This window comes from Nonomuraea sp. NPDC005501 (genome assembly GCF_040605905.1).
Lineage (GTDB): Bacteria > Actinomycetota > Actinomycetes > Streptosporangiales > Streptosporangiaceae > Nonomuraea.
Genome location: NZ_JBEXDT010000090.1, coordinates 19,911 through 38,619 on the forward strand (window position 1 = coordinate 19,911; position 18,709 = coordinate 38,619).

Consider the following 18,709-nt stretch of genomic DNA (forward strand, 5'->3'; position numbering starts at 1 on the left):
CCAAGTCATGACGGGCCTGGTTTCCATAGCCTGCGGCTATGATGTCTGGTTTGCACGGCCGGCGTGCGGAAACAGCCCAGGTCAGTGCGAGGAATATCACATGCAGTTGCAGCAGCTCTCCTACTTCGTCGCGGTGGCCGAGACCAGGCACTTCACCCAGGCGGCCGAGCGGATGCGGGTCGCCCAGCCCTCGCTCAGCAAGCAGATCAAGGCGCTGGAGACCGATCTCGGCGCGCCGCTGTTCTCCCGGGCGCGCGGCAACGTGACCCTGACGGCCGCCGGCGAGGCGCTGCTGCCCCTGGCCCGCCGGATGCTGGCCGACGCCGAGACCGCCCGCCAGGAGGTCGCCGAGCTGGCCGGCCTGCGCAAGGGCCGCGTACGGCTCGGCGCGACGCCGTCGCTGTGCACGGGGCTGCTGGCCGACGCGCTGGCCCGCTTCCACCGTGACTACCCGGGCATCGAGCTGCTGGTCGAGGAGGGCGGCTCGCGGGACCTGGTCAGGGCGCTGGCCCGCGGCCAGATCGATCTGTCCCTGATCATCATGCCGTTGCAGGGCGACGACCCCGCGCTGGTCACCGAGGAGCTCCTGCGGGAGAACCTGGTCGTGGTGACCTCCTCCCACGAGCCGCTGCGCAAGCCGCACCTGCGCATCGAGGATCTGCGCGGCCGCCCGATGGTGATGTTCCGGCGCGGCTACGACCTGCGGGAGGCCACGCTGGCCGCCTGCCGGCAGGCGGGGTTCGAGCCGCGGCTGGCCGTCCAGGGCGGCGAGATGGACGCGGTGCTGCGCTTCGTGGAGGCGGGGCTGGGGGTCGCGGTCGTGCCCTCGATGGTGCTCGACGGGCGGCCGGGGCTGACCGGCACGCCGCTCACGCCGCCGGGGCTCAGCCGTACGGTGGCGCTGGCGCACCGCCGGGACGTGGAGCCGACCAGGGCCGCGCAGGCGTTCCGGGCCACGCTCCTGGCGTTCGTGGTCGAAGCGGGACATGAGGGGACGCTTCCGCAAGGGGTCGAGCTCATCGCACAATGAGCTGCAACAGTTCCACCCTGCGAAGAGGCCCGCGTGTGACGGCAACGCTTTCCGAGACATTGACGCTGCTCCTCGTCGAGGACGACGACGGTGACGCCTTCCTGGTGGAGGAGCTGCTCAAGGAGGCGGAGGCGCCGCCGAGGATCACCTGGGTGCGCAGCCTCCGCGAGACCAGGCCGAAGCTGACCACCGCGATCCAGTGCGTGCTGGTCGACCTGACGCTGCCGGACGCCTCGGGCCTGGAGGCGCTGGAGGAGGTGCTGCGCCTCGCGCCGCACGCGGCCGTGCTCGTGCTGACCGGCCTGCGCGACGCGCACGTGGGCGTCGCCGCGGTGCAGGCCGGCGCCCAGGACTACCTCGTCAAGCAGGACATCGACGCCCGGCTGCTGGCCCGGGCGATCCGCTACGCGATGGAGCGCAAGCGGGCCGACCTGGCCCAGATCCGCCTGGTCGAGGCCGAGCTCACCGCCAAGGAGAACGCCCGGCTGGAGCGCGGCCTGCTGCCCGTCGCGCTGCTGCGCACCGACGCGGTCGAGCACTCCACCCGCTACCTGCCCGGCAACCAGGGCACGCTGCTCGCGGGCGACTTCCTCGACACGGTGCAGACCTCCGACGGCGCGATCCACGTCGTGGTCGGCGACGTGTGCGGCCACGGCCCCGACGAGGCGGCGCTCGGCGTCGCCCTGCGCATCGCCTGGCGCACGCTCGTGCTGGCCGGGCAGACCGGCGAGCGGCTGCTGCACACGCTCGACGCGCTGCTGCGGGCCGAGCGCAAGGCTCCGGAGATCTTCACCACGCTGTGCATGGCCACGATCACCCCCGACCTGCGTCATGCCCGGATGCGGGTGGTGGGCCACCCGCCGCCCGTGCTGGTGCGCGACGGCGTGGTGGCCGTGGTGGACGGCACGCCGTCCGGGCCGCCGCTCGGCATCTTCTCCGACGCCGAGTGGAGGGTCATCGATGTTCCTCTCGGAGAGGATTGGGCGATCATGATGTACACCGACGGCCTCATCGAGGCCGCGGCCGGCGAGGACGACCTGCCGCTCGGCGTCGAGGGCCTGGTCGAGCTCGTGCGCGAGCACGGCTCCATCGACCTCGACCGGCTCATCCGCCACGTGGGCGTCCCGGACGACGACCTCGCCATGGTGCTCCTCGGGAAGGGGACGGCATGAGCGACGTGTCGGGCATCCGGCCGCTGCCGCCGCCCCGCGTGACCACCGGGCTGGGCAGCCTGCCGATGGGCCGCTGGTTCGCGGTCGTCGGCTCGGTCGTCACGCTCGCGTTCGCGACCGCCATCGTGTACACGATCCTGCTCATCGACCAGGTCCGCGCGGCCCGGCCCCGCCCCGAGGTGGAGGAGCACCTCGGCAGGCTGTACGTGGCGCTGATCGTGCTGCTGCTGATCCTGCTGGTGACCGGCGTGGTGCTGGGCTGCGTCGTCAGGTACGTCGTCCTGAAGCCCATCGCCCAGCTCACCGAGCAGGTGCGCCAGGTCGCGGCCGGCGACTACGACCACCGCCCGGCCGTCGAGCACCCCGCGGAGCTGGCGGAGCTGTCCGGCCACGTCGACGCCATGCGCGAGCGCATCGTCACCGCGTGGCGCCGCGCAGAGGAGCAGGCGGTCGAGCTGCGCCGCTCGAACGGCGAGCTGGAGCAGTTCGCCTACGTGGCCAGCCACGACCTCCAGGAGCCGCTCCGCAAGATCGCCAGCTTCACGCAGATGCTCGACCAGCGTTACGGCGACCGGCTCGACGAGCGCGCCAGGCAGTACATCCACTACGCGGTGGACGGCGCCAAGCGCATGCAGCTCCTCATCAACGACCTGCTCGACTTCTCGCGGGTGGGCCGGGTGAGCGGGGAGCGGACGCCCGTCGACACGGGCCCGGCGCTGTCCGCGGCCGTGGACAACCTGTCGGCGGCCCTGGAGGAGACGGACGCGACCGTCACGGCGGGCCCGCTCCCCCGCGTGCTCGGCAACCGGCTCCAGCTCACGCAGCTCTTCCAGAACCTCGTCGAGAACGCCGTCAAGTTCCGCTCCGCGGAGCCGCCCCGCGTCCGGATCGAGGCCGTGCGGAAGGACGACGTGTGGGAGTTCAGCTGCTCGGACAACGGGATCGGGATCGAGGGCAAGTACGCCGACCGGATCTTCCTGATCTTCCAGCGCCTGCACCCGCGTGACGTCTACCCGGGAACGGGCATCGGGCTGGCGCTCTGCCGCAAGATCGTCGACTATCACGGCGGCCGGCTCTGGCTCGACGGCGACGCCGAGGGGCCCGGCGCCACCTTCCGCTGGACGCTGCCCGCGGCAGGTGATGACGCATGAGTGCCGGCCGCCCGATCGAGGTGCTGCTGGTGGAGGACGACCAGGGCGACATCCTGCTGACGCGGGAGGCGTTCGAGTACAACAAGGTGAGCAACCGCCTGCACGTGGTGAACGACGGCGAGCAGGCGATGGCCTTCCTGCGCCGCGAGGAGGGCTACCAGGACGTGCCGCGGCCCGACCTGGTGCTGCTCGACCTCAACCTGCCGCGCATGGACGGGATGGAGGTGCTGCGGGAGGTGAAGGCCGACCCCGACCTGCGCACCATCCCGGTCATCATCCTGACGACGTCCGAGGCCGAGGAGGACATCCTCCAGGGCTACCGGCTGCACGCCAACGCGTACGTCTCCAAACCAGTGGATTTCGAGCAATTCATCCGAGTTGTCCGACAAATAGATGATTTTTTCGTCACGGTGGTTAAGTTGCCGCACCTGGGGAAGCGCCTCTGACGCGTGGACGTGACAGGAATCACAGCGGGTCATCGAAAAAGTGAGTGACCCTTGTCACAAATGCTCACGCGGGCGTCGTAACGTATCCCCCACCAATGCGCGCCCGAGCGGAGACGACGCCCCGCGCCGCGCGCAACAGCGAACGACCCGGACCCCAGGCGAGTGAAGGGTCCGCGGGAGGTGGAGAGGTCCCCGATGAGCCAGACGACGCCCGACGCGCCCGTCAGAAGGCAACGTGCGCAGATCAAGGTGCGCACACTGCGCACAGACCGATGGTGGCTGGCCCCGCTGCTGACCTTCCTGGGGCTCAGCGCCTTCCTCGTCTACGGCGTGTGGGCCATCTTCGACACCCCGTACTACGTGCCGGGGCCGGAGTACATCGCGCCGTTCTCCTCGCCCTGCCTGGCGACCTCCTGCCCCGAGGGGGCGAGGCTCTTCGGCCTGGCGCCCTTCGGCGACTGGTACACGCTGCCGCCCGGCCTGCTGATCCTCGGCCTGCCCGGCGGGTTCCGGCTGACGTGCTACTACTACCGCAAGTCCTACTACCGCTCGTTCTGGCTGTCGCCGCCCGCGTGCGCCGTCCAGGAGCCGCACGGCAAGTACACCGGCGAGACCCGCTTCCCGCTGATCATCCAGAACATCCACCGGTACTTCTTCTACGGCGCCATCGTCATCGGCGCCATCCTCGCCTACGACGCGATCCTCGCGCTCGTCCACCGGCCGAACGGCCTCGGCTCCTGGATCCTGCTGCTCAACGCCGTCCTGATCGCCGCGTACACGCTGTCGTGCCACTCGTGCCGGCACATCACCGCTGGCCGGCTGAACCACTTCTCCCGTCACCCGCTCCGCTACCGCGCCTGGACCTTCGTCTCCAAGCTCAACGCCAAGCACCAGCCCCTCGCGTGGGCCTCGATGTTCTCCGTCATGGGCGCCGACTTCTACGTCCGCCTGGTCGCCAAGGGCATCATCGCCTTCCCGTACGCGTAAGGAATCTCAGTGGAAATCGAGCGTCACGAATACGACGTCGTCGTCATCGGCGCGGGCGGCGCCGGGCTTCGGGCCGCCATCGAGGCCCGCCAGCAGGGCAAGCGCACCGCCATCGTGTGCAAGTCGCTGTTCGGCAAGGCCCACACGGTCATGGCCGAGGGCGGGGCCGCCGCCGCGATGGGCAACGTCAACTCCGACGACAACTGGATGGTGCACTTCCGTGACACCATGCGCGGCGGCAAGTTCCTGAACAACTGGCGGATGGCCGAGCTGCACGCCAAGGAGGCCCCCGACCGGGTCTGGGAGCTGGAGGCGTGGGGCGCGCTGTTCGACCGCACCAAGGACGGCAAGATCAGCCAGCGCAACTTCGGCGGCCACGAGTACCCGCGCCTGGCGCACGTCGGCGACCGCACCGGCCTGGAGCTGATCCGCACCCTCCAGCAGCGCGTCGTCGCCCTCCAGCAGGAGGACTACGAGCAGCACGGCGACTACGAGGCCTACATCAAGGTCTTCGCCGAGTGCACGATCACCCGCCTGCTCAAGGACGGCGAGCGCATCTCGGGCGCCTTCGGCTACTGGCGCGAGAGCGGCAACCTCGTCGTCCTCGACGCCCCGGCCGTGGTGCTCGCCACCGGCGGCATCGGCAAGTCGTACGTGGTGACCTCCAACTCCTGGGAGTACACCGGCGACGGCCACGCCCTGGCGCTGCTGGCGGGGGCCAACCTCATCAACATGGAGTTCATCCAGTTCCACCCCACGGGGATGGTCTGGCCGCCGTCCGTGCGCGGCATCCTCGTCACCGAGTCGGTCCGCGGCGACGGCGGCGTGCTGCGCAACTCCGACGGCGAGCGCTTCATGTTCAACTACATCCCCGAGGTGTTCAAGGACAAGTACGCCACCACCGAGGAGGAGGGCGACCGCTGGTACACCGACCAGGCCAACAACCGGCGGCCCCCGGAGCTGCTGCCCCGTGACGAGGTGGCCCGCGCCATCAACTCCGAGGTGAAGGCCGGGCGCGGCTCACCCCAGGGCGGCGTCTTCCTCGACGTCTCCACCCGCCTGCCGGCCGAGGAGATCAGGCGGCGGCTGCCGTCGATGTACCACCAGTTCAAGGAGCTGGCCGACGTCGACATCACCGCCGAGCCCATGCAGGTGGGCCCGACCTGCCACTACATCATGGGCGGCGTCGAGGTCGACGCCGACACGGGCGCCGCCGCCGTGCCCGGCCTGTTCGCCGCGGGCGAGGTCTCCGGCGGCATGCACGGCTCCAACCGCCTCGGCGGCAACTCCCTGTCCGACCTGCTGGTCTTCGGCCGGCGCGCGGGCGCGGGCGCCGCCGCGTACGTGGACGCGCTGCCCGCCCGGCCCAAGGTCGTCCAGGAGCTGGTGGACGAGGCCCGCGAGGAGGCGCTGGCCCCGCTGCAGCGCGCCGGCGAGAACCCGTACGAGGTGCACCACGAGCTCCAGCGCACGATGAACGAGCTGGTCGGCATCATCCGCAAGGCCGACGAGGTCTCCGAGGCCCTGGAGGTCGTCGAGAAGCTCAAGGAGCGGGTCCGCCTCGTCGGCGCCGCCGGGTCCCGGATCTACAACCCCGGCTGGCACCTGGCCCTCGACCTGCGCAACATGGTCCTGGTCTCCGAGTGCGTGGCCCGCGCCGCGCTGCTGCGCGAGGAGAGCCGCGGCGGTCACACCCGCGACGACTTCCCCGGCATGAACCCCGCGTGGCGCCGCAAGCTGCTCGTCTGCTCCACGGCCGACGGCTCCTCGGTCACCGTCGAGGAGAAGACCCAGCCGGCGATGCGCGACGACCTGATCACGCTGTTCGAGCGCGACGAGCTGAAGAAGTACCTCACCGACGAAGAGATGACAGAGTTCGACGGGATTTCGAGATGAGCTACAAGGCGAAGTTCAAAGTCTGGCGCGGTGAGGGCGGAGAGGGCAAGCTCGAGGACTTCACCGTCGAGGTGAACGAGGGCGAGGTCGTCCTCGACATCATCCACCGCCTCCAGGCCACCCAGGCGCCCGACCTGGCGGTCCGCTGGAACTGCAAGGCCGGCAAGTGCGGCTCCTGCTCCATGGAGATCAACGGCAAGCCGCGGCTGGGCTGCATGACCCGGATGTCCACCTTCGAGGAGGACGAGACGATCACGGTCACCCCGATGCGGACCTTCCCCGTCATCAAGGACCTGGTCACGGACGTCTCGTTCAACTACCAGAAGGCGCGGGAGATCCCCTCGTTCACGCCCCCGTCGGGGGTGCGGCCGGGCGAGTACCGCATGAAGCAGATCGACGTCGAGCGGTCCCAGGAGTTCCGCAAGTGCATCGAGTGCTTCATGTGCAACAACGTCTGCCACGTCATCCGTGACCACGAGGAGAACAAGACGTCCTTCGCGGGGCCGCGCTTCCTCATGCGCATCGCGGAGCTCGACATGCACCCGTACGACGTGGCCGAGCGCCAGGAGTCGGCGCAGGAGGAGCACGGGCTCGGCTACTGCAACATCACCAAGTGCTGCACCGAGGTCTGCCCCGAGCACATCAAGATCACCGACAACGCGCTGATCCCGATGAAGGAGCGCGTGGTGGACCGCAGGTACGACCCGCTGGTGTGGCTCGGAAACAAGATCTTCCGTCGCCCGAAGTGACCCGCGCCTGAAAGCGCCGAGGCGGCCGGTGGGATTCCACCGGCCGCCTCGGCGTTTCGGTCAGGGTCTCGCGCGGAGCGCTCAGTGCCTGCGGCGGTGCTTGCCGCCGTCCTCGTCCGGCAGGAACTCGATCAGCGTCGCGTCCGGGCCGGCCGGGGACGCCTGCCAGGGCTCCGCGTCGCCCGTCTCGGCGGCCGAGGCCGGGCTCACGGGGTGCTCCGGCGGCGCCTCGAACGGCGCGGCGCCGCCCGCCGGGATGTCGGCCGGCGGCTGCTCCGGCGGGACCAGCGGCTCGAACGGCGCCCGGTACGTCCCCTGGCGCTCCTCCTCGACCGGCTCGTTGCTGTAGAGCACCACCGGCTCGGGCGGCGGACTGGGCAGGCCGGGCAGCACGGGAACACCCGCGTCGGGCCCGCCGTACGTGTTCGGGTCCTGGTAGACGGTCCCGTACTGGAGCGGGCCGCCGGGATACGTCTGGACCGGCACGAAGCTGAGGATCGGCGCGTACGCCGTCGTACCCGGGTAGCCGTGCGGACCCGCGGCGGCGTAGCCGGGACCCGCGGGGTAACCGGCGGGCGGCGGGTAGCCGGGACCCATGGGGTAACCACTCGGGTAGGGCCCGCCGGGCGGATAGCCGCCGGGGTACCCGGGGCCGCCCAGGTCGGGCCGGGGCACCTGCGGGCCGGCCCTGCGGACGGCCGCCGCGTGCGCCATGCGGCGCAGCCGCCCCTCGAAGATCAGCACGGCGAACAGCACCAGCAGCACCATGACCAGCGCCGGGATGCTGAGCTTGCGCGTCATCTCGGCCTGGTCGAACTCCGGAGTCGCGGCGCGCACCTCAAGCTGGACCGACTCGCTCGTCGAGGTCTCCTGCGGTGTGGCCGTGGGCGTCGCCGAGGGCAGCTCGGTGCCGGCGATGCTCGGCAACTCCACGCTCTGCTCCTGCGTGGGCTCCTCGCTCGGCGACGCGAGCGGATCCTCCACCGAGGCCGACGTCTGCGGCGGCGGGACCACCGGCGGGAGGGTCTGGTCCGGGGTGCTGGGCGGCGGGGTGGGCGCCGTGCTGGTCCTGGTCTTCTTCGGCGTCGGCTGGGTGGTCTTGGTGGCGGGCGGCGACTTGGTGATGGTCTTGGTGATCGTGGTCTCCGGCTGCTCCTCAGGCGTGGGCAGCGTGGTGGTGACCGTGATCGTGACCTCTGGGGAGCTCTCGCAGAACTGGTCGGTGTCACACGGATCGACGGCGGGATCGTAGGCCGACACCGAGGCGCTGGCGCTCTGGATGACGAACGGCGCGGCGCCGATGCCGGTCAGGCCCAGCGAAAGGACCATCGCGGAGACAGCCGTCGCTCGCGTGCGTGCCACCTGTGCCCTCCGCACGATCCGAAACCATGGTCATGAGGATCTTAATCGTCAAAGGAATCTTAGTCCGGTAAAAGGCACAGTAAAGACGGAAGTACCGCCAGATTCCCTGACAAATCCCGGCTAACCTGCGCGCAGAATCTCCTCGACCGCCCGCATGACCGGCAGGTCCGCCCCCAGCCAGGCCACGTCGAAGTACTCGCCGGGCGCCAGCCACCGCAGCGCCAGGTGCTCCTTGGCCTCCGGCGTGCCGGCGGCGAGGGAGCAGAGCCACACCCGCATGACGTAGCCCTCGGCCAGCGCCCAGTCGCCGCCGACCCGCTCCCCCACGGCGACCTCCACGCCGAGCTCCTCCCGGCACTCGCGCACGAGCGCCTCGGTCTCGCTCTCGCCCGGGTCCACCTTGCCGCCCGGGAACTCCCAGCCGCCGGCCAGCGTGGGCGGCTCGGCACGCTGCGCGGCGAGCACCCGCCTCCGCGCATCGACGATCACCGCCGCCACCACGACCACCGTCATAGCGTCCGCAGTTTCTTGAGCTGTTCGAGGGTGTCCGGGTTCTGCAGCGGCCGGGTGAAGCCCACGATGTTCGTACGCGACTCGTACGCCGTCACCTTGATCGGCCCGCACAGCCGGCACCGCGCCTCGATCATCTTCCCCTTCGACACAACCATCCCCACATGTCCCGGGTTGTCGGGCGATGTGCCCGGCCCCGCGTTGAAGAACACCAGGTCGCCCGGCTGCTCGTCGCCCTGCGACACCTTCACGCCGTACGGCCACTGCTGGAACGTGGTGCGCGGGATGTGCAGCCCCGCGGCCTGGTAGGCCGCGTAGATGATCCCCGAGCAGTCGAACGCGTCAGGCCCCGTGCCGCCCCACAGGTACGGCTTGCCCCGCTGCTTCAGCGCGAACGCCAGGATCTTACCCACCACCTCGCTCGGCGCCGCCTCCACCAGCGGGTCGTCGCAGGCGCCGTCGGCCTCCGGCGGCTCCTGGACCTCGCCCGACCTGGCGTAGCGGCGGGCGATCTCCTCGACCTGGTCCACGTACCACCAGGCCCGGTTGTAGACGAACAGCGCCCGCCGCACGTTCTCCGGCGCGCCGTTGCGCTTGAGCATCTTGGCGGCGCCGAGGATCGCGTCGGCCGGGTTGTAGATGTCGCCGATCCCGTCACCGTCGCCGTCGGAGGCGTAGCCGTTGACCTGCGACGACATCGGGACCTTGGCCTTGCCGCCCCACGTGCTGATGAGGAACTGCATCGGCCCGGCCGCGCCCGCGTAGTTGGTGCCGCTCTTGACGCCGGGCAGGTCGGACCGGCCGTGGTCGGTCTCGCGCTTGCCCACGGCCGCCAGGATCGTCCACTGCACGCCCAGCTTCTCGCCGTTCTTCTTGTACAGCTCCAGGTAGTCGGGCGGGATGTCGGAGGCGGCCGAGTCGGACGCCTCCTGCGCCTTCGCCTCGCTCCCGCAGTCGGGCTGCTGCCCGCCGTTGCCGATGAACGACGGGATCGAGGTCATGAGCATCGGCGACACGATGACCAGCGCGAGCAGGACCGCCCCGGCCGCGCCGAGTGCCAGGGCCACGCGGGTACGTGAGAGGTTCACCCCGTGGTGTCCCCGTCCTGGCCCTCTCCGGCGGGTTGCAGGTCGAACACCCGCCAGTCGGTGCCCATCTCGCTCACCGTCACCGCGTAGTCGTCGGTGAGCTGCTTGTTACCGCTCTTGGCGGTGATCTGCTGGGTGCCGGTGACGACGAGGACCACAGACGTCTTCTCCACCGACCTGATCTCCTTCACCTTGGCCGTGGCCGTGGACACCACCTCGTCGGCGCGGTTGCGCTCGACCGTGCCGGGCGAGGTGAGCGTGCGCGCCAGGACGGCGCCGAGGTCCGCCGTGGCGAACGCCTTGACCCGGTCGGCGTACGCCGCCGGGTCCTCGTCGTAGCGGAAGGTGCCGTACGCGGCGGTGAACCGCTCGGCCAGGTCGGCCGACGCCGCGAGCTGCTCCTTCGACATCGGCAGGTACGCGTAGATGTCGAACGGGGCGTCGCTCGCCGTCGCCAGGGGCGTGCTGCGCGGCACGGTCACCACGCCGCTCGGCGTACGGCCGGCGACCGGCTCCTCCTCGGCGGATTCGCCGGAGCCGGGCCACATCGTCACGTAGAGGCCGACGGCGGCGATCACCGCCACGATGGCGGCGAACGCCAGCCCCCGCTTGTCACCGGGCAGGGCCATCGTCAGTCCCTGTCCTGACCACCGGGCTTGAGCCAGAACGGCACGGGCGGCTCGTCACCGCCGGAGCCGTTGCCGCGGCGGCTGGGCAGCCACAGCGGCGGCGGCTCCTCCGCGCGGCTTCGCGGCGCGTCGGCCGGCCGCGACGACCCGCCGAAGATCCCGCCGCCCGAGGAGCCGCTGCTCGACGACCGCCGGCCGCCCGAGTCGCCCCACCGGGAGCCGCCCGAACGCGACCCGCCGGAACCGCCGGACCCTCGCGACCTCGACCCGCCGCCGAACAGCCCGCCGCCCGAGCCGCCGGACCGTGACCCGCCGGACCCCGAGCCTCCGAAGATCCCGCCGCCGGAGCCGCCCGAGCCGCCTGAGCCGCCACCGCGCGACGCCCAGCCACCACCGGACCGGCCGCCGAACCAGCCGCCACCGCCTGACGAGCCACCTGATGAGCCTGCGCCACCGCCGTCACCGCCGGTGTTGCCGCCGCTGCCGCCACCGCCGCTGCCACCGCGGTTGCCGCCGCCACCCGCTCCCGCCAGCCGGGACACCGCACCCGCGCCGCCCGACACCCGCGGACCGGTCCCACCGGACACGCGCGGGCCCGACCCGCCCGTCGCACCACCTGTCGCACCACCGGCCGCGCCGCCCGCCGTCCGGGCTCCGCCCGGGGTCGCGGCGCCGCGCGTGCGGGCCGGCGTCCCGCCGAGGTTGAGCGGCGGCGCCGAGCCCGGCCGCGGCGCGGGCACCTGCCGGGACGCCGCCTTGCCGCCCTGCTGGTCGGTGGCCAGCGGAGCCGCCGTGGCGGGCACCCGCGTGCCCTGCTGCCCGCCACCGGCCGCCGCCTCCTCGCCGCGGGCCCGGCCCTGCGCCACGGCCGAGGCCGCCGCCGACCCCGCCGCCGCGCCGGTCGCGGCGGCCTGGATGAGCGGCTCCGCCTTGCGCACGCCCCAGCGCCCTATGCGGGCCGAGGCCACCGGCGGCAGCGCCACAGCCGACCGCTCCAGCGTGCGGGAGCTGGCCGCCTCGCCGAGCATGCGGGTGGCCAGCGTGTGGCCGTTCATCGAGGCGAACAGGTGCTGGAACGGCCTGCGGTAGAAGAACACCGCGATCGTCAGCAGGGCCATGAACAGGATCTGCAGCCCCCACGGCATCGCCGTGGAGATGATCAGCGCATAGCCGTACACGAGCACGCCGAGCACCAGCGCGAGCACGGCCTGCCGCAGCAGCGTGCCGACGAGCATCTCCACCCAGCGCATCGCGATGATGCGCCCGCTGCCCGGATGCACGCCGATCAGCAGGAACACCGGCCCCATGATCAGCAACAGCAGGAAGCCGACCTTCAGCACCAGCAGCGACACCGCCACCAGGAAGATGAGCACGCCCGCGACCAGGGCGGCGATCAGCGCGCCGATGGCCACGCCGAGCCGCGACGTCCAGTCCTTGCCCTGGAAGATCGCGAAGCGTGGGTCGCTCTGGAGCTTCTCCGCGATCTCGGCGTACTTCGCCTGGTGCGCCGCCGGGTCGGCGGCCTGCTGGCCCGCCGTCGGCGCCGGGATCGCCTGCGTCTCCAGCATGAGCCGGCCGTAGTCGCGCACCACGGGCGCGTTCGGGTCGGCCGTTCCGAACAGGCCCACCAGCCACGGCTTGCAGACGAGCGTCGACCACAGGGCGTCGGCGTTCTGGTCGACCCCCGGGGTGCCCGTCTGACCGTAGCCGCCGGCCTTCACCTGCGGGTTGGTCTGGCCGGGACCGGGCAGGCAGGAGGCGCCGCCCGCGCCGGGCAGACCGGAGAAGGCAGAGTTGACCACCTCGCCGGTCTTGTCCGTGACGATCTTGCCGAGGCCCGTGAAGTCGCCCGGCCGGCTGAAGAACCAGGTCGCGACCGTGACGGCCAGCACCATCCAGATGACGCCCTCGGCCGTCGTCGTGGCGCGCTTCCGGATCAGCCCGTACCAGGCCAGCCAGATCGCGCCGAGGATCACGATCGGGCGCAGGAACGGCCAGTACATCGCCTCCGACAGGTTCGTGACGATGTCGTCCACCACGTTCTTGATGGACTGGAGCGGCCCCTCCGTGGCGGCGGCCTGATAGGTGGTGATCGTCACCCGGTCGATCGCCTTGGCCCACAGGAAGACCGTGTTGGCCCAGCCGTTGCCCAGGACGGCGACGATGTCGGAGCAGCCCAGCCCGTACGTGTGCCAGAACTGGCCGCTCATGCCGAACTGCGCGTAGTTCGTGGTCGCCGCCGGGACCGTGCCCTCGGGAGGCGGCGGTGAGATCATGCCGTCGACGCCGCTGCCGATCACCTCGGGGGTGAGCGCCGGCGACAGGTCGCACGGGGCCGCGGCGGCCGGCGACATGCCACCCACCACGAGCGGGACCACGAGGATGCCCGCGATCAGGGCCAGCGCGAGCGCGAGCCGCCTGGGTAGCCGGACCTTCATGACCGTACCTCCTGCGCTCGGCCCACTCCCCCTTGAAGATCATGCCCGCTGTCGCCGGGTTTGTCGTGCGTCGGATTCGTGTCGAGCCAGCGCAGCAGCTCCTCCGAGATCAGGTCCACTGCGATGCGGCCGGCCCGGCCGTCCAGATCACGGAACACGCACTCGCCGTTGCCGAGCGAGCGCAGCACCGCCTTGTGCTCCTCCGACGGCTCCACCCCGAGCAGGGACATGACGTGGTCCACCTCGACCCGCTCGGTGGACCGGAACGCGAACACCGACGACAGGCAGTTGGTCACCTGCTCGTTCAGCAGGTCGCCGGCGTTCTGCGAGACCAGGACGAGCGCGGTGTTACGAGACCGGCCCATCCGGCTGACCTCGGGCACCAGCTTGGCGCCCTCAGGCGTGGACGTGATCGCCCACGCCTCGTCCAGGAAGATCGCCTTCGGGGCGCGGCGGTCGAGCCCGTTCATCAGCCGCCGCGCGAACTGCGACACCAGGTAGAGCAGCGCCACCGACAGCCGCTGCTCGTAGGAGTAGTCGTCGCGGGTGGTGGCCGCGTCCGGCAGCGTCAGCCCGCCCAGCGTGAACACGGTCGTCCAGCCCTCGCTGTCGATCTGGTCGCCGCCCGACGGGTCGAAGCACAGCCGGGCCAGGTGCATCTCCGACATCGAGCGGAGCACGGCCCCGAGGTTCTTGGAGGCCGCGTCCTCCGACTGCTCCAGGAACTCCACGACCTTGCCCAGCGACGGGTCCGGCGCGTTGGACACGGCGGCGACGGCCTGGATCATGGCCGACTCCCGCTCCTCCGACATACGTGGCAGCAGCAGGCGCAGCGTCTCCGTGGCCATGGTCTTCTTGGCCGCGATGTCGTCGCCGAACGAGAACGGGTCCAGCAGGCCCGGCGCGGCCGAGCCGAGCGGGATGATCCGCGCCCTGCGCCCCCGCTTCTGCAGGAGCTGCACCAGCGACTCGGCGTCGCCCTTCGGATCGATCACCGCCACCGTGACGCCGCGCAGGGCCATCTGGTAGATCATCAACAGCGCCAGCGTGGTCTTGCCGCCGCCCGGCTCGCCGGTGATCGCGATGGCCGTCGGCCGGTTGCGGGTCGCCGCGACCAGCGGGTCGAAGTGGACGATGCTGCGCGCCCGGCCCACGGTCTCGCCGATGTACGGGCCGTGCCAGCCCTCGCTGCCCTCGCCGAGCCGGTCGCCGAGGTCGACGGTCGCCGTGGACATGCCGCCCGCGATCGTACGCAGCGGCTGGCGCTGGGCGTAGGCGTTGACCCGCACCTTCTCACCCGGCAGCGCCTCGCAGAACAGCGAGAACTGGTCGCCCGTCGAGTTGACCACGTCGATGCCCATGTCGCGGTAGTGCTCGACGACCGCCTCCACCCGCTGCACGCAGATGTCCTCGGTCGGGGCCGACACGATGAGGCGGTGCCATCCGTACACGAAGGGCAGCCGCTCCTTGGTGATGCCGTGCTCCAGCATGCGGGCCGCGTCGATCTGCTCCGCCAGCGCGATCGGCGCCTCCGCGCCCGCCTCGCGGATGTGGATGTCCATGTCGCGGGCGTGCGCCAGCTTGCGCGCGACGTCCTTGGACGCCTTCACCGGCGGGATCAGCCGCATCCGCGACGAGATCTCCACCGGGAACGGGAGCTGGTCGGCGAAGTGCATCCACGGCTCGCCGTCCGGGAACGGCATGAGGTCGGGGAAGCGGGCGAACGACAGGTGCGCCACGTACGAGTCGCCCTGCGGCTGCACGATCCGCAGCAACGACCGGCCGTTGTGGATCTCACCCTCCACCAGCGACTCGATCTCGCCCCTGCCCCAGCGCCGCTTCGAGCTGGCCGACGGAGGCGGATCACCGATGCCGCCCGCCGCCGCGTGCTGGAACAGCCACGCCACCTCGACGGAGGTGGCGTGACGGGCGTACAGGGCGCTGGAGGCCAGCGCCCTGCCGAGCCGCTCGGCCTGCTCCGTCCAGCGGGCGATCTCACCGTCCGGCACGTGGTCGTCGGCGATGCCCAGCACCTTCTCGGTGCGCTGGTAGAAGCCGAACAGCTGCGACAGCACGCCGCCGCCGATCTGCCGGCCGCGCGGGCCGAGCCGTACGCCGAGGTACACCTCTTTCGTCCAGAAGTCCTTCGCCCAGACGTGCCGGTACATCTCCTCCAGGTAGTCGCGCCAGCCCGGCCCCTCGTCGGACGTGCCGTTCAGCGTCATCGCCCACTCCGCCGCGGGGTACGTGCGGTGCGCCACCCGCAGGTGGACCTCGGCGTCCGGCATCCTGATCGCGGCCAGCGCGATCGTGATGTTGGTGGCCAGCGCCTCGCGTTCCTCGGGCGTGACGAACTCGTAGCTGACCGTCGGCAGGCGGAAGTACGCCCATGCGCTGGTGTCCGTGAGCAGGATGCGGTCGTCGAAGTAACGGACCGCGAGGCGCTGGTGCGCTCTGGACGCCCGGCTCATGCCACCCCCTCGGCGCATGAGCCGGGCGTCCACGCTCGCTCGTTCACTTAACGCTCACCGATTCTCGTGCCGGGGGGGTCACTCGCCAACTCCTCTTCGCTCACTCGGACGGACTGTGCCGCGAAGCCCGCGACCACCACGCCGGCGAGGGCCAGGTAGGCCCGGCGACCGGCCGCGCGCAACTGCCCCGGGTCGACGATCCCCGCGCCCCCCGGCGCCAGGTCGTCCTCCCAGGGGACCCGGACGATGGCCCGGCACCTGCCGCGGGCCACCGCCTCCGCCTGCTCGACGTCGGACATCGAGCGCCTGCTCACCCCGTTGACCACCATGACGGCCCGCCTGCGCAGGTCCGCGCAGCCGTGCCCGTCCAGCCACTCGTACGTCATCGCCACCGCCTCCGCGGCCTCCTCGCTCGCGGGCACCACGAGCACGAGCTGGTCCGCGTACGGCAGGACGCGGGCGGCCAGCGCGGCGGCGGGGTCGACGACGGTCAGCTTGTAGTGGCGGTCGAGCAGGTGGATGGCCTGGCCGAGGCGGTGGTCGGAGAACAGCGTGCGGTCCGACATCCGCCGCTCCGCGTCCGCGTCGGTGTCGGCCCCGATCACCTCCAGCCCGGAGGCGGTGCGGGTGGTGTAGCCCCGCATCGACAGATAGCCGCCGACATGATCCAGCCCGGCCAGCAGCGAGGCCAGCGTCTCGGGCGTCTCGGGGGTCACCCTGCTCGTCATGGTCTCGCCGCCGGTGTTGGCGTCGACGGCGATCACCTTGTCGTCGCGGTGGCGGGCCAGGGTGTGGCCCAGCATCAGCGCGGTCGTGCTCTGCCCGGCGCCGCCGGTGCAGCCGAGCACCACGATGCGGCGGCTGCCGCTGAAGACGGCGCGGGCGCGGGCCTCGTCGATCTCGGACCCGTCACTGCGCACACCGCCGCCGCCGACGACGACCTGCGCGATGCGCCGCCACCCGCCGGAGTCACGCCCGACGACGGACTCGACCCTCCGCACCCGCCCTTCCCGACTCCCAGCCGCCCCCACAACGTGCTGCCCAGCCCCTTGCCCAAGTCCGCCCTCACGGGGGGCGGCCTCCTGGGGGGCGGTCTCCTGAGGGGCAACCTCACGAGGCCCGGCCTCACGAGGCCCGGCCTCACGAGGTCCGGCCGCACGGGGTGCGGCCGTACGGGGTGCGGCCGTACGGGGTCCGGTTTCACGGGGTCCGGTTTCACGCGTGGCGGACTCGCGCGACCCGCCCTCACGACCAGCACTCTCGCCCAGGCCGCTCTCAGACGCGCCCCGCTCAGACGCGACCGTCCCGGATACCGCCGTCTCAGACGCAACGGTCTCGGAAACCGCCGTCTCAGACGCAACGGTCTCGGAAACCGCCGTATCGGACGCAACGGTCTCGGAATCCGCCGTATCGGACGCGACGGTGTCGGACACCGTCGTCTCGGAAACGGCCGTCCTGGACGCACCCGTCTCGACCGCCGTGGGCCCTTCGTCGGACGCTTCGTCCTCGGGAGCCGTCACCGGAGTGGCAACCCCTTCTGCGCGCGCCTGCACGACGGTCGCCGCCTGCTCCTGCCCAGCCTCGGCGTGCTCAGCCTCCGCCTGGGCAGCCTCGGCCCTCTCGCTCTCTGGCTGGGCCCGCTCGCTCTCTGGCTGGGCGTGCCCGGTCGTGGGGTGAGCCCGCTCCTGTTCGGCCTCCGACTCGCGGTGCTCCTGCTCGGTCGTGGCCTGCTCGGTCGTGGCCTGCTCGGGCTCGGTGTCGGCCTGCGCCTGCTCGGGCTCGGCCTCGGAACGGCCGAGAACCGGTGGGATGAGACGGACCGGCTCGGAGTCGGGACCGAGCGGCGGCCACACCTGCCTGGGCGGTTGCCCCTTGCGGTGTTGCATGCGGGCCGCCTCGTCATCCCCCGGACGCTCACCCGTGAGACGACGACCGCCCACTGCCTCCGCGCCGGGACCAAGGTCCGCGGCGCCGCTCTCCACGGGAGCCACGGGAGACCCGTTGGAGCGCGGCGGTGCGGGGAGGTCGGCGCGGGGGTTGGGCGGTGTGCGCAGAGTGGGCGGCGCAGGAAGATCGGGCTGGGGGGCGGTCCCGGTCTGGGGGCCAGGGAGCGCGGGTGAGGCGCCACGGGTGGGCGCGGAGGGCTGCGGGTCGGCGCTGGCCGCGAGCTTGCGCAGCCGGCGTAGGGCCTCCGTGTCGATGGGCTTGCCCACCACGGGCTCCTGCCGGGCCCCGGACCGCTTCTCACGCCGCGCACCGGACTCCCGCTCCTCACCCTGGGCGGGTCCGCGTACCGGCTGCGGGTCGGTCCGGCGCTCACGTACCGGCTGCGACGTCTCGGCCGCGGTCCGGCGGGCGGGCCGGCCGGTTCGCGTCTCGCCCGGGTCGGCGGAACTGACGTCGCCCTCCCCGGGCCCGCTCTCAGGCGTGGACCCGGCGTCCTGCCGTGCCGCCTCGTCGCCGTACAGCTCGCCCCAGCGGACGGGCGCCGGCTCTCCGCGTACGGTGACCTCTCCCTCCACGTGGACGTCACCGCGTACCGTGACGTCGCCTCCGACCGTGACGTCGCCCCGCAGCGTGACCGTGGAGGACTCGCCCTGCACGGTCACCGGCTCCTCGCGGGCGGCGGCGACCGCGGCGGCGGTGCCGAGGGCGGGGGCCGTGCCGCGCCGGGAGGCGGCGCCGCGGGCGGCCCGGCCGGTACGGGTGGTGGCGACGGCGGTGGCGGACGTGGGCTCGGCGACCGGGGCCTGCGCGGCGGCGGCGGCCGCGGCCGCCCC

15 protein-coding genes are annotated in these 18,709 nt (G+C 71.9%); 8 read left to right on the forward strand and 7 right to left on the reverse strand.

Annotated features, from left to right (window positions below):
* Positions 1-100: 100 nt before the first annotated feature.
* The 7 genes from ABZS51_RS33445 (at position 101) to ABZS51_RS33475 (ending at position 7,431) form a co-directional block, all read left to right on the forward strand.
* Positions 101-1,030 carry a LysR substrate-binding domain-containing protein gene (locus ABZS51_RS33445; protein ID WP_310712832.1) on the forward strand — a complete coding sequence of 310 codons (930 nt, stop codon included), beginning with the start codon at positions 101-103 and terminating at the stop codon, positions 1,028-1,030.
* Positions 1,031-1,065: 35 nt separating this feature from the next.
* Positions 1,066-2,202, forward strand: a complete 1,137-nt coding sequence (locus tag ABZS51_RS33450) for a fused response regulator/phosphatase (protein WP_355449569.1) — start codon at positions 1,066-1,068, stop codon at positions 2,200-2,202.
* Complete coding sequence (locus ABZS51_RS33455; RefSeq protein ID WP_355449572.1) at positions 2,199-3,353, forward strand: ATP-binding protein; 1,155 nt, start codon at positions 2,199-2,201, stop codon at positions 3,351-3,353. The genes ABZS51_RS33450 and ABZS51_RS33455 overlap by 4 nt, the downstream gene beginning before the upstream one ends.
* Complete coding sequence (locus ABZS51_RS33460; RefSeq protein WP_355449575.1) at positions 3,350-3,799, forward strand: response regulator; 450 nt, start codon at positions 3,350-3,352, stop codon at positions 3,797-3,799. Before ABZS51_RS33455 ends, ABZS51_RS33460 begins: the two co-directional genes overlap by 4 nt.
* A 195-nt stretch (positions 3,800-3,994) precedes the next feature.
* Entirely contained in the window at positions 3,995-4,786 is a 792-nt protein-coding gene (locus tag ABZS51_RS33465; protein WP_310712825.1) for a hypothetical protein, read from the forward strand.
* Positions 4,787-4,795: 9 nt separating this feature from the next.
* Positions 4,796-6,682 carry a fumarate reductase/succinate dehydrogenase flavoprotein subunit gene (locus tag ABZS51_RS33470; protein ID WP_310712824.1) on the forward strand — a complete coding sequence of 629 codons (1,887 nt, stop codon included), beginning with the start codon at positions 4,796-4,798 and terminating at the stop codon, positions 6,680-6,682.
* Positions 6,679-7,431, forward strand: a complete 753-nt coding sequence (locus tag ABZS51_RS33475) for a succinate dehydrogenase/fumarate reductase iron-sulfur subunit (RefSeq protein ID WP_355449579.1) — start codon at positions 6,679-6,681, stop codon at positions 7,429-7,431. The genes ABZS51_RS33470 and ABZS51_RS33475 overlap by 4 nt, the downstream gene beginning before the upstream one ends.
* Before the next feature lie 81 nt (positions 7,432-7,512).
* Here the strand turns inward: ABZS51_RS33475 and ABZS51_RS33480 are convergent, their stop codons facing one another.
* From ABZS51_RS33480 to ABZS51_RS33510, 7 genes are all read right to left on the reverse strand, one after another.
* A complete protein-coding gene (locus ABZS51_RS33480; RefSeq protein ID WP_355449582.1) occupies positions 7,513-8,793 on the reverse strand; it encodes a hypothetical protein in 1,281 nt (426 codons plus the stop codon).
* A 120-nt stretch (positions 8,794-8,913) separates the two neighbouring features.
* Entirely contained in the window at positions 8,914-9,306 is a 393-nt protein-coding gene (locus ABZS51_RS33485) for a (deoxy)nucleoside triphosphate pyrophosphohydrolase (RefSeq protein ID WP_355449585.1), read from the reverse strand.
* Positions 9,303-10,391: an NlpC/P60 family protein gene (locus tag ABZS51_RS33490; protein WP_355449588.1), complete on the reverse strand. Its 1,089-nt coding sequence runs from the start codon at positions 10,389-10,391 to the stop codon at positions 9,303-9,305. The genes ABZS51_RS33485 and ABZS51_RS33490 overlap by 4 nt, the downstream gene beginning before the upstream one ends.
* Positions 10,388-11,020 carry a hypothetical protein gene (locus ABZS51_RS33495; protein WP_355449591.1) on the reverse strand — a complete coding sequence of 211 codons (633 nt, stop codon included), beginning with the start codon at positions 11,018-11,020 and terminating at the stop codon, positions 10,388-10,390. Before ABZS51_RS33495 ends, ABZS51_RS33490 begins: the two co-directional genes overlap by 4 nt.
* A 2-nt stretch (positions 11,021-11,022) precedes the next feature.
* Entirely contained in the window at positions 11,023-13,458 is a 2,436-nt protein-coding gene (locus tag ABZS51_RS33500; protein ID WP_355449594.1) for a type IV secretion system protein, read from the reverse strand.
* The gene (locus ABZS51_RS33505; RefSeq protein WP_355449597.1) at positions 13,455-15,929 is read right to left on the reverse strand and encodes an ATP-binding protein; all 2,475 of its coding nucleotides are present in this window, start codon (positions 15,927-15,929) and stop codon (positions 13,455-13,457) included. The genes ABZS51_RS33500 and ABZS51_RS33505 overlap by 4 nt, the downstream gene beginning before the upstream one ends.
* Before the next feature lie 47 nt (positions 15,930-15,976).
* Positions 15,977-16,930, reverse strand: coding sequence for a hypothetical protein (locus tag ABZS51_RS33510; RefSeq protein ID WP_355449600.1), 954 nt, complete (start codon positions 16,928-16,930; stop codon positions 15,977-15,979).
* 1,558 nt (positions 16,931-18,488) lie between these two features.
* Between ABZS51_RS33510 and ABZS51_RS33515 the strand changes: the two genes are divergently transcribed.
* On the forward strand, positions 18,489-18,709 hold a 221-nt coding region (locus tag ABZS51_RS33515; protein ID WP_355449602.1), incomplete at its 3' end, for a hypothetical protein.